The following is a 10,855-nucleotide window of genomic DNA, read 5'->3' as shown; positions in this document are numbered from 1 at the left end:
CTATATTGCCATCTTGTGCTTTTATCTGGTCTACGTTCTCAATAGCACTACTTTTCCCATCATGCTTTTGCTGCGCTTGTTGTGCCTGACGACGTAACAACTCAGCCAGTTGCTGCTGTAACATCGTTAATTGAGCTTGAATACTTTTTCGCTGATCTTCTGACATATCAATGCCATCTTTGAGTTTTTGCGTAACCTCAGCGATTTTTGCTATTACATTCTTTATCTGAGATGCCAAATCATTTCCTGCACTTGCAGTATTCTTGCTGCCATTTCCCGTCGTTGCTGCTATTGGTAAGCTCGCATTTATACCCATCGGACATATCCTTATCACTCACTAAGTCAGTATAATGATTATCGGCAAAGGGCGACTTTATGTTAATAATTTCAGCAATCCAAATATGATCCCAATCTATAGCCACGCTGCTCAATGGCTTGCTTTAATGCCGGCGACGTCAGCACCTCCAATTCGGTCAAGCGTGGATAACAATAGCCGCTGGTCATGAGGGTGTTATCAACAAACGCCGGATGGCACATAATCTCAAGTGAGTTAATTGCTTTTTGACTGGCATTTTCCAACAACCGCAAAAATGTCTGCTCAGATAAAGCCTCACCATAAAAACCGGCATCGAACCACTCACTGCTTCGCGGGTTATCAAGCACAATCTCATGCCGCTGTATTTCATTGCGATCAATACGCAGTGGAAGAGATTTCTCGTGGGCAAAAGCAACAACCAGCGGATAAATTTGCGGTAACATATGTACATGATGATGGCTGTCGATGTGAGTGGGTGCACGGCCGAAGACGGCAACAAACTTATCAAACTGAGCCGCCAACTCCCGAGCTATCTCGCCAGGATTCAGCTCACCCGCTTCGGCGCGTTGCCACAACCATTTGCCCAGAGCACCGTTGGCATCAACTAATGATGGCATTGACGTTAACGGCCGCCCGTAAGTGAGAACAAAATGCATCCCCACAGGCAACGTTGGATTTTGCTTACTCAGTTCCGCTGCATGATAGATATCCGCACAATTCATCATCGCTGTAGTCGATGAGACAACACCATGCCGGAATGCTTCAATGATTCCGTAACTTTGACCTTTGCATAGACCAAAATCATCAGCATTAACAATAAGTAACTTTTCCATTGAGGGTACCTTGTCAGGCCATTCCAGTAGCAGTTATCTGGCCGGAAGCTAATCGGATAACCCCTCTCTGACGCAGTTGAATTTTTTGCGATAGTTCCCCGGCGTAAAAGAGGTGAGTTTTTTGAAGTTTTTAATAAATAACGTGGTATCGCTGTAACCTGCTTCAAAAGCAATGTCAGAGACCAGATAATTGGTCATTTCAAGTTGAGTTTTAGCAAAGTTAACTCTGATTTCATTGATAATCTGCATCGGCGTTTTTTCGTAATAACGGCGGGTAGCGCGGGTCAAATACTCTTGGGTTTTGCCAGACAGTTCGATCATATTCACCAGCGCTTTTTCACCAAACATCGACTTATCATGCATTTTGTCGATACTGGTCTTCAGCCACAGCGGAATATCGTCGTTAGTGTCACTTTCTTTATGATGGCTGATGCGGTTAGTGACATAAAAAGTCAGCAGTTCTACCAGTTCAGTAAGCTCATCGTCCCTAAAGTGTGGCGCAGAAATTGCCGATTCAATATAAGAGAGAAAATCACCCTTTAGGCGATAAGCCTGAGAGGCCACAATAGGCCGCGATAATAGATGAGAATAGTGCTCTTCAAAGAAGGTTTTACTTATTCCCACATTCAGAATACGGGTGGCACCAAACTCATAGAAACTTTTATGATGGGATCCCATAGGAATAAAAACAAAATCGCCGCGCTCTAAAAAGACTCGCTTACCGTTTATTTCCTGATAACACATACCGGTTAATATCAACGTATATTCATAATAATCATGCTGATGTAAGCCGGTGGCACTTTCCGTTTTGTTATAAATAAACAGATGGAATTCTTTTCCGTTAAAAAAGTCTTTTTGACGTACTAACCTGACTTCCATCTTATTTACCTTCATTCTCGTTCAAAATAGCCAATGTGTTAGACAAAATTCACTGTAACTTTCGATGCAATTCGATCAACTCATCAATTAACTCTCTGGCTAACATGGCCGTCATCAAATGATCCTGAGCATGTACCAGCACCAATGTTACTTTGGTTTTCCCCTCACCTTGATCAGCTTCAATCAGCCTGGTCTGAACTAAATGTGCTTCATTCAGCGCCAGGCGAGATTGCACCATCAGCTCATCCGCTTGGGAAAAGTCACCCGCCTTGGCTTGTTTCAGAGCCTTGTAAGCCAAACTTCTGGCTTGCCCGGCGTTGATAATCAGCCCCATAACCACATCTTCCATCTCATCGGTAGGCTGCACCTCACCCACGATTTTATCTAAATCAAACATGCTATTGTTACTCCGTAAATTAAAGCCATTAATTAAAACCATTCTGCCTGGCGACATCAGCAAACCAGTAGCCACTTTGTTTCAATACTCGCGTCTGGTCGGCGATATTCAACCGAACTAAACCATAGCGGTTTTTGTATGCATTGAGCCAAGACCAGCAATCAATAAAGGTCCACAGATGATACCCTTTACAGTTACTGCCCTCTTGTAATGCTTGATGTAGCCACTGCAAATGTGCACGGATAAATTCGATGCGATACTGGTCATCAACCCTACCTGATGGCGTGATAAACTGCTCTTCGCCCTCAACACCCATGCCATTCTCAGAGATATAACACGCAATATTGTTATAATTCTCTCTTAGATTTTTCAGGATGTCATACAGCCCTTTTTCGTAGATTTCCCAACCACGATGCGGGTTGATTTTGCGCCCGGGCATCGCATAAAAACTGAACAAATCCTCCGGCGTTTTCACCAGCCCTTGAGGGGTTGGGATATCTTTCGCCTGAACCCGTCTTGGCTGATAATAGTTAACCCCTAACAGATCAACGACGCCCGCCGCAATGCACTGGCAATCACCGCTTTCAATTTGTGGCAATAAGTCGTGCTCTCGCAGCAACGTGATCAGTTCATCAGGGTAAATACCCTTGGTGACGGGATCGAGGAAGCTACGGTTAAGCAATAAATCGGCATGATTAGCTGCAATCAGGTCTGGCGCACTGTCGGAGCGAGGATAGGTCGGGGTGAGGTTCAAAATGATACCAATTTCACCCCCCTGCTTTAGCTCTCGGTAGTTTTGCACCGCGTTGGCATGGGCCAATACGCTGTGATAAGCGACAGTCACCGCACGTTTAAAGTCAACCACACCAGGGTAATGCAGGTTATTCAGGTAACCGGCTTCAACAGGCACAATCGGCTCATTAAAAGTAAACCAATGCTTTACCCGATCACCAAACAACATAAAGCAGCTTTTGGCATAGCGGCCATAGGCTTCCACAACCGCACGATTTTCCCAACCGCCTTTCTCTTGCATACACAATGGCATATCAAAATGATAAAGATTGATAAAGGGGGTAATTCCCTGCACCAATAGGCTATCGATAACTGCGTTATAAAACGTGACAGCTTTGGGGTTAAGCTCACCGTCACCCTTTGGAATCAACCGCGACCATGAAATCGATGTCCTGAACGTGTTATGGCCCAGTTGCTTTAATAGCAAAATATCTTGCTGATAGTTATCGTAAAAGGTGGAGGTGTTTTCAGGACCAATCTGATCATGAAAACGTTCCGGTGCAATTTCGTACCAATAATCGAAGATGTTCTTGCTCTTACCATCCCGCAGTGACGCCCCTTCGGATTGGGCTGCGGAGGTGGCACTGCCCCACCAAAAATCATCGGGAAATTGATACTTCATTCCGGCCTCCAGCCTTATACGATAAACAGATTTAACGCTTAGAATTTCAAGCTATCAGCAATCTCTTCTTCACTTTCAACCTGACGATCTATCTCGCTCTGCGCCTTATTGGCAATTATTACGAATGGCAGATACATCAATGTCGCTATACCTAAGTTGAATAAACTTAATAACATCGCGGCAATACTGCCGTTGGTATTGAAGAAGGCACCTAAGCCGACTGGCATGGTCCACGGCGCAATATTGGTGATTGGCGGAATAAGGCCGGTGTAATACGCCACTGAAGTGATAATTGCTAATACCGGTTGAACCAAGATGAACGGAATAAAGAACAGCGGGTTCATTATGACCGGCAAACCAAATAGGATAGGTTCATTAATCTGGAAAATACTAGCCGGTGCACCCAATTTTGCTACCTGACGATAGTCTTCACGGCGAGAAGCAATAAAGATGGCAATAACCAGTCCAAGTGTTGCGCCAGTGCCTCCCAAGAAGATATAGGAGTCAACAAACGGCTTAGCCCACATATGGAATTCTTTACCGGCAGCCAGCGCCGCAGCAACAGAACCATACTGGGTATAGGTTGCGACGTTCTCCAATGCAAATGGCATCATAATGCCACTTTCCAGTGCAGATAAGGCCATCGCACCGTGTATCCCGAAGAACCACAACAGCGAGGAGCACATGACATACACCCATCCCACAACACTGCCCATTTTCGACAACGGTGCTGAAATGGTGTCCATAATGATCTGGTGGAAGTTGGTGCCATGCAATCCAAGGGCATAAGCAATCACGCCCATGATGGAAAGAATGATAAACCCGGGAATCAATGCAGAGAAAGAACGGGAAACTGATGTCGGCACACTGTCTGGCAGGCGGATAACCCAGTTACGTCGCACGATAAAGGTAAAGAGCTCTGCAACCACCAAACCGATGATGATACCGGAGATGATATTCGCCCCTCCCAACCAATTAGCCCCGACGGCATAGGCCTCGCCAACACTGTATGGCGTCACGGTCATAAAGGCAGCAATTGCCAGCAGAGCCGCAGCCAGAGGATCGACCCTTTTCTCTTCAGCCAACGCCATACTGATAAAAAATGGCGTCATTAACGACATAATACCGAGAGTACCGTTATAAACGTTGCCGCCTATCGCTTTAAAACCATTGAGCATAGTAATGGTATCGGCATCTAACCGCACGCCCATTGAGAAAAAGAACGACCCTTCGCCAAAACTTAAGAAAACGTTGTTGATCAGTACAAACATGGCACCCGTCAGGGTTAACGGCATCAGCCGAATAAACCCATTCTTGATAGCATTAATGTGTTGCTGTCTGCCTATTTTAATAGCAAAAGGCAAGATGACCCTTTCCAGAGAATTAATAAATGCGCTCACAGTGCACCCCTTATTGTTTTGCTTTTTTTATTGCGGCTACGGCAGCTTTTAATACCCCCAGACCGTCGACTTTGCCGTATAGGAGCGCGTCGATCACTTCAACTGGTTTATTGGGGAACATTTTTGCAACTTCAGGCAACATGTAAGCGATTTGTGGTCCTAACAAAATGACATCTGCTTGGGCACCATGTTCTGCGGCCAGGGCCTCGGGGTAAGCATTGATAATCACTGGCACCTCATACTTCTCTGCTTGTACTTTCATTTTGGAAACCAGTAGCGAGGTAGACATACCGGCTGAGCAAAATAGATAAATTTTTTTCTTTTCCATACCCAACACCTTTTGATGTTCAAAAGACACACGTTAACTGTATGCCAGTGCAATGGTGAATTCCCTTTATCTGTACTTTATCGTGCCCCTTGCCCAGCCCCATTGTTTCTGGTTGTCGGCAGTATATGGCGTTGATAGTTAAGACAGTAATTCAACTACTCATATAATCGTCTCTAATTGACTTTTCACATTGATGCTCTTCACATTTCTAAGCAAATGCAATGTGATGTTTATCGCAAAATTATGATTCTTTTTCTCGGCGAATTAAGTTTAATGTAGTTATATATCATTAAGTTAATGATTATTCACTCATCAATGATGGATTTCTCGTACTCGCAATAGCCATGAGTGGCTGGCAGCATCATTAATTAGGACACCTTATCGGTTTGCAGAATTGTCTGAACTTAACCTTTGCCACTTTTTCGTCTGCTCAGCTTGTGAGCTTTTTTTGTGAAACGAAATCGGAATGCACTCCTCAGCATGGGACTGGCTACAGTAATATAGTCGCTGATTTTACTGGTGTTATTCGCTGACTTGCCCTTAATACTCTAAAGTTAACAGTTGTTGGCATTTTAAAGGAGCAACTGATGACAATATTGGGAAATAGAACACTGGGCTATAGCTTGAGTGCACTGTTATTTAGCGTATTTGTTTCGATGACCGCCCTTGCCGCTCCGGCGGTGACCGTAACGGAATTACAGGATGGATTGGATCATCCATGGTCACTGGCATTTCTGCCTGATAATGGGGGAATCTTAATCACTGAGCGTTCTGGGCAATTACGTTTATGGCAAGCAGGGAAGCCACTATCAGAACCTTTAAAGGGGGTACCAGAAGTCTATGCCAAGGGGCAAGGTGGTCTGCTAGAAGTGGCATTATCACCGACATTTTCTCAGGATCGCCGTATATACCTAAGTTTTGCTGAAGTGGGTAAAGAGGGTAAAGCGGGCACCGCCGTGGGTTATGGCCATCTTAATCCTCAGGGGACAGCCATTGAAAACTTCAAGGTATTCTTCCGCCAGCAACCCAAATTATCTACCGGTAACCATTTTGGTGGCAAATTAGCCTTTGATAAACAAGGCCATATCTTTATTACTCTGGGCGAAAACAATCAGCGCCCTACGGCTCAAGACTTAAGCCTACATCAAGGTAAAATCGTACGTCTGACACTTGATGGTAAGGTAGTAAAAGATAATCCATTTGCCAATAAGTCTCCGGCAAAGCCAGAGATCTGGTCCTATGGCCATCGCAATCCACAGGGTCTGGCGCTTAACCCATGGACTGAAGTGATGTGGGCTAATGAGCATGGTCCTAAAGGCGGCGATGAAATCAATATCCCACAGGCCGGGAAAAACTACGGCTGGCCATTAGCCACTCATGGTGTTAACTACTCAGGTTTAGCTATTCCAGAGGCGAAAGGTACCCATGTCGAGGGTACCGAGCAACCGGCCTATTACTGGGAGAAATCACCCGGTATCAGCGGCATGGCCTTCTATGACGCTGCCCGCTTCCCCACCTGGCAACATTCACTATTTATCGGGGCATTGGCACAGAAAGAGTTGATTCGCTTGCAGTTGGATGGCGACAAAGTGATTGCAGAGGAGCGTTTACTGGGTGATCGCGGTGAGCGTATCCGCGATGTCCGGGTCGGGCCAGATGGTTATGTCTATCTGCTAACTGATGAGAGTGACGGTAAACTACTGAAGCTAGGGCTGGCAGCGGACTCATCACCCAAAGCAAAATAAGGGTTTTGCCCCTAAAAAAGCCGGAGAACATCTCCGGCTTCTCACGTTATCACCGGTTAGCGGTCCTAAGAGGCCTGCCATAAATTAAGCTGCCCCTCGGCCACATGCTGATCAATCGCACGTAACTCTTCTGCACTGAAACTCAGGTTAGTCAGGGCTGCACAGTTTTCCTCCAACTGCTCTGGGCGGCTGGCACCGATCAATACCGAGGTCACACGATTATCTTTCAATAACCAGCTCAATGCCATTTGTGCCAATGATTGCCCACGTTGTTGAGCTAATGCATTCAGTGCCTTGATACTGCGCAAATTGGCGGCTGATAACATATTTTCCTTCAACGAGCCGCCCGCTTCTTTTTTCATTCGAGAATCATCGGGAATGCCATTGAGGTATTTCCCGGTCAACAACCCTTGAGCCAATGGGGTAAAAGCAATACAACCCACCCCCTGTTGCTCCAGCGTATCTAACAAATGAGTCTGCTCAACCCAACGATTCAAAATATTGTAGGAGGGTTGATGAATAAGCAGCGGAACCTTCCATTGTTGCAATAGCTCAACCATTGTGGCGGTACGCTCAGAAGAATATGAAGAAATCCCCACATAGAGAGCCTTGCCACTTTGTACCGCCTGAGCCAGTGCCGAGGCGGTTTCTTCCATTGGCGTATTTTCATCTACACGGTGCGAATAGAAGATATCAACATAGTCCAGCCCCATACGCTGTAAGCTTTGATCCAGGCTGGCAAGCAGATATTTGCGCGAGCTGCCCGCACCATACGGGCCAGGCCACATGTTATAACCGGCTTTGGTCGAGATTATCAGCTCATCACGGTAAGGCTTAAAATCGTCGTGCAGCAATTTACCAAAATTTTGCTCGGCAGAGCCAGGAGGTGGGCCATAGTTGTTGGCCAAATCAAAATGAGTAATCCCCAGGTCAAAGGCTTTGCGCAATAATGTACGTTGTGATTCTAATGTATTGTTAAAACTGAAGTTATGCCACAGCCCAAGCGATAACGCCGGAAGCTGCAAGCCACTTTTTCCACAAAAACGATATTGCATTTGGTTATATCGGGAAGGGTCTGCTTGGTAGGGCATGATGGCTCCTGTCTCTGCTTATCGGATTTTTGAAACGGCATTTCTATTTTAACGCCATCCTTTGTCCCTGCAAGTGATACCCCCCACGCAATCGGTATAAAGTTCTATCGTTGGCAGCAATAGCAATATAGTTTCACTGGAGAACAATACAGAGGATGAACTATATTAACTTCCGGTTATCTTGTTCGCCGATCTTCATTTTATTTATATTAGTTCCGCTGATTAAACTCGAATAAAACATAATACTTAAGGCCGATAACTCGCCATATCCGAACGATCACGTAATTTATTTATACTACAATTATTCTTATTCTGACGAATTACCATTGAGGGGGTTGTTATGACGGCAATCGATGTAATGTGGGTTGGATTTGGTGGCGGTATCGGATCACTTTTACGTTGGTGGATAGGGCTGAGGGTTGGCAAAATATATCAAGGTAATTTTCCCCTAGGTACTTTTTTGATTAATATTTCTGGTGCATTTGTTATTGGATATTTGAGTATTCTCTTTAGTGTTGACTGGCGTGATCGCTATGGTGATTTAATCAATGCAGCGGTACTGACCGGTATTCTTGGCGGTTATACCACCTTTAGTAGCATGCAATTGGATGCAGCAAAACTGGCCACTGCTCGTGGTAGAGCAATGGCTGCCGGATATTTAATTATTTCTGTCATCGTCGGTCTGGCGGCAGCGGCATTGGGTGCCTGGTTGGCTTATTAATCAGAGGGAAATGTTATGCTAAATCTTATTATTTTAGTCTTTGTTGGTGGTGCTTTTGGTGCCATGTGTCGCGAGTTTATTATGTTATCCGTGCCGCGACTGGCCGACGGCTTCCCAATGGATATTTTTGTCGCCAACATTATTGCAGCATTTTTATTAGGGCTGGCTACCTCTTTATTTAAAAAAGATAAAATTAACCAATATGTGCATTTGATGGTCGCAACCGGGATCATGGGCGGTCTTTCAACCTTTTCCAGTTTTGTCTTTGGTGCGGTCGAAATGATGAAGAACCCTGGCGGAATTTTAGTCTCAATCTGTTATTTGGTCGCCAGCCTGATCATAGGCTTCATCGCGGTTGAATTAGGTTTGATGGTTGGCCCTAAAGAAAAACCAAAAGACCCACATGCAGCTACCCAATAAATACTCTCCAACAATAAAACACCCTCAATGCTGAGGGTGTTTTTGTGTACTACTGCAGATTAAGCTCGCCAGATCAGTCTAATTTCTGACAGTTACCAAAGAACATTTCCGTAATAAGATCGTTATTAATGGTATCGCCATTCAGAGTCCTAACCAGTAGTTCACTGCCAAGCAACGGCAATGAGAACACCATATCAGGATTTACCCGTTTAACTTTTTTCATATTCTGGCTTTCATTCACTAATGCCAGCGTCTTGGTGGACTCACCCGCAATTTCTTTGGCCGCTAAAATGGTAAAGGTATTATCAGCATCACTGTTACATAAGGCGATAATATATTTTGCTTTAGCCGCACCCGCCAGTTGCAATGTCGCAACCGATGATGGGTCGCCCTCGATAATATCTGCATCGGAAGGAAATTCATGCTGGCTACCGACGGCGCAAACCACAGTAACCTCATCACCCCGGTCACGTAGACCATTATAGACATTCAGTGCCAGGGAGTTGGTACCGACAATAATAAAATGATTTTTACGTTCCACGTGAGAAATCCTACCTTTAACTATACGTTTGATATTATTACTGATCATCGGTCCGGCAATGGAAGAAATTGAAGCAGCAAAGACCGTTATACCGGAAATAATCACCGTAAGAGTAAACATCCGTGCCAGCGTAGAATGAGGAATAATATCCCCGAACCCCACTGTCGACATACAAACGATCGCAAAATAGAAAGCTGTAGGTAAATCGGTAACGGCCGGAGCAAACTCATCCCCCATATAGAGCGTACCGAGCATGCTATAGACGATCAATGATGCAATACTGACGACCGCAAAGAAAGTACCGCTGCCGAGGCTGTGATAATCAAAATCGCGCCAATAAAAAAGCAAGGCAACAATAATCACAAGAGAATAAGTCGTCAGCGTATTATGATCTTTAAGAATAAAGAGATTGATAGCAACGATAGTAAACAGCAATAACACGGTGAAAAACCATGCAATGCGGGTTCTCATCGAAAGTGCGATTGCCATCAATATCAATACCAGACCGATCATAAATCGAGGAATTTCAAATAATTCAAGAAAACTTAATGCCTCCTTCCATGTACTGAAATTGTTTACAGCATCGGTTGAATGAGATATCGCCCGCAACAGCACTGGGCTTAAGACCAGATATCCATTTATTGCCACCAGAATAGCGAGGCAAAGTGGTATCGAAACTTTAGACTTAATTTCCTGTAATATTTTCATCAATAGAGTGACTAAAATTGTTATAGGTGAATTAAGTATAGATAAAAAACGAGAAAAATCAT

At 44.7% G+C, this 10,855-nt stretch carries 12 protein-coding genes; 3 read left to right on the top strand and 9 right to left on the bottom strand.

Annotation, left to right across the window (positions count from 1 at the left end):
• The 7 genes from V1952_RS16350 to V1952_RS16320 all read right to left on the bottom strand — a co-directional run.
• Positions 1-316, bottom strand: a 316-nt coding sequence (locus V1952_RS16350) for a FlxA-like family protein (protein WP_420075126.1), incomplete at its 3' end; no start/stop codon positions are given.
• Between the two features lie 71 nt (positions 317-387).
• Entirely contained in the window at positions 388-1,149 is a 762-nt protein-coding gene (gene chbG / locus V1952_RS16345; RefSeq protein ID WP_420075125.1) for a chitin disaccharide deacetylase, read from the bottom strand.
• A gap of 48 nt (positions 1,150-1,197) precedes the next feature.
• Complete coding sequence (chbR, locus tag V1952_RS16340) at positions 1,198-2,028, bottom strand: transcriptional regulator ChbR (RefSeq protein ID WP_420075124.1); 831 nt, start codon at positions 2,026-2,028, stop codon at positions 1,198-1,200.
• A 49-nt stretch (positions 2,029-2,077) separates the two neighbouring features.
• On the bottom strand, positions 2,078-2,425 hold the full coding sequence (chbA, locus tag V1952_RS16335; RefSeq protein WP_083163086.1) for a PTS N,N'-diacetylchitobiose transporter subunit IIA: 348 nt from the start codon (positions 2,423-2,425) through the stop codon (positions 2,078-2,080).
• Between the two features lie 28 nt (positions 2,426-2,453).
• Positions 2,454-3,839, bottom strand: a complete 1,386-nt coding sequence (locus V1952_RS16330) for a glycoside hydrolase family 1 protein (RefSeq protein WP_420075123.1) — start codon at positions 3,837-3,839, stop codon at positions 2,454-2,456.
• Between the two features lie 38 nt (positions 3,840-3,877).
• The gene (gene chbC / locus V1952_RS16325; protein WP_083163081.1) at positions 3,878-5,239 is read right to left on the bottom strand and encodes a PTS N,N'-diacetylchitobiose transporter subunit IIC; all 1,362 of its coding nucleotides are present in this window, start codon (positions 5,237-5,239) and stop codon (positions 3,878-3,880) included.
• 10 nt (positions 5,240-5,249) lie between these two features.
• The gene (locus tag V1952_RS16320; protein WP_005276021.1) at positions 5,250-5,567 is read right to left on the bottom strand and encodes a PTS sugar transporter subunit IIB; all 318 of its coding nucleotides are present in this window, start codon (positions 5,565-5,567) and stop codon (positions 5,250-5,252) included.
• Between the two features lie 587 nt (positions 5,568-6,154).
• On the opposite strand from V1952_RS16320, the gene V1952_RS16315 reads away from it, so the two are divergent.
• Positions 6,155-7,312, top strand: coding sequence for a PQQ-dependent sugar dehydrogenase (locus V1952_RS16315; RefSeq protein ID WP_372559709.1), 1,158 nt, complete (start codon positions 6,155-6,157; stop codon positions 7,310-7,312).
• A gap of 65 nt (positions 7,313-7,377) precedes the next feature.
• Here V1952_RS16315 and mgrA read toward each other — a convergent pair whose 3' ends face one another.
• Positions 7,378-8,403: an L-glyceraldehyde 3-phosphate reductase gene (gene mgrA / locus V1952_RS16310; RefSeq protein ID WP_420075122.1), complete on the bottom strand. Its 1,026-nt coding sequence runs from the start codon at positions 8,401-8,403 to the stop codon at positions 7,378-7,380.
• A 340-nt stretch (positions 8,404-8,743) separates the two neighbouring features.
• On the opposite strand from mgrA, the gene V1952_RS16305 reads away from it, so the two are divergent.
• Together V1952_RS16305 and crcB are read left to right on the top strand one after the other, a co-directional pair.
• Positions 8,744-9,124 carry a fluoride efflux transporter FluC gene (locus V1952_RS16305; RefSeq protein ID WP_372559711.1) on the top strand — a complete coding sequence of 127 codons (381 nt, stop codon included), beginning with the start codon at positions 8,744-8,746 and terminating at the stop codon, positions 9,122-9,124.
• A 15-nt stretch (positions 9,125-9,139) separates the two neighbouring features.
• Positions 9,140-9,544, top strand: a complete 405-nt coding sequence (gene crcB / locus V1952_RS16300; RefSeq protein ID WP_372559712.1) for a fluoride efflux transporter CrcB — start codon at positions 9,140-9,142, stop codon at positions 9,542-9,544.
• Between the two features lie 73 nt (positions 9,545-9,617).
• Here the strand turns inward: crcB and kch are convergent, their stop codons facing one another.
• The gene (gene kch / locus V1952_RS16295; protein ID WP_083163071.1) at positions 9,618-10,793 is read right to left on the bottom strand and encodes a voltage-gated potassium channel protein; all 1,176 of its coding nucleotides are present in this window, start codon (positions 10,791-10,793) and stop codon (positions 9,618-9,620) included.
• Between the last annotated feature and the right edge of the window lie 62 nt (positions 10,794-10,855).

The organism is Yersinia sp. 2542 StPb PI, assembly GCF_048593855.1.
Classification (GTDB): domain Bacteria; phylum Pseudomonadota; class Gammaproteobacteria; order Enterobacterales; family Enterobacteriaceae; genus Yersinia; species Yersinia enterocolitica_E.
This window is presented reverse-complemented; position numbering and strand designations above follow the sequence as displayed.

What these genes read in the sequence shown, in the direction of transcription:
- mgrA (WP_420075122.1), bottom strand. Translation starts at nt 8,403, where the DNA reads ATGCCCTACCAAGCAGACCCTTCCCGATATAACCAAATGCAATATCGT.
- chbA (WP_083163086.1), bottom strand. Translation starts at nt 2,425, where the DNA reads ATGTTTGATTTAGATAAAATCGTGGGTGAGGTGCAGCCTACCGATGAG.
- V1952_RS16305 (WP_372559711.1), top strand. Translation starts at nt 8,744, where the DNA reads ATGACGGCAATCGATGTAATGTGGGTTGGATTTGGTGGCGGTATCGGA.
- V1952_RS16330 (WP_420075123.1), bottom strand. Translation starts at nt 3,839, where the DNA reads ATGAAGTATCAATTTCCCGATGATTTTTGGTGGGGCAGTGCCACCTCC.
- kch (WP_083163071.1), bottom strand. Translation starts at nt 10,793, where the DNA reads ATGAAAATATTACAGGAAATTAAGTCTAAAGTTTCGATACCACTTTGC.
- V1952_RS16320 (WP_005276021.1), bottom strand. Translation starts at nt 5,567, where the DNA reads ATGGAAAAGAAAAAAATTTATCTATTTTGCTCAGCCGGTATGTCTACC.
- crcB (WP_372559712.1), top strand. Translation starts at nt 9,140, where the DNA reads ATGCTAAATCTTATTATTTTAGTCTTTGTTGGTGGTGCTTTTGGTGCC.
- chbR (WP_420075124.1), bottom strand. Translation starts at nt 2,028, where the DNA reads ATGGAAGTCAGGTTAGTACGTCAAAAAGACTTTTTTAACGGAAAAGAA.
- V1952_RS16315 (WP_372559709.1), top strand. Translation starts at nt 6,155, where the DNA reads ATGACAATATTGGGAAATAGAACACTGGGCTATAGCTTGAGTGCACTG.
- chbG (WP_420075125.1), bottom strand. Translation starts at nt 1,149, where the DNA reads ATGGAAAAGTTACTTATTGTTAATGCTGATGATTTTGGTCTATGCAAA.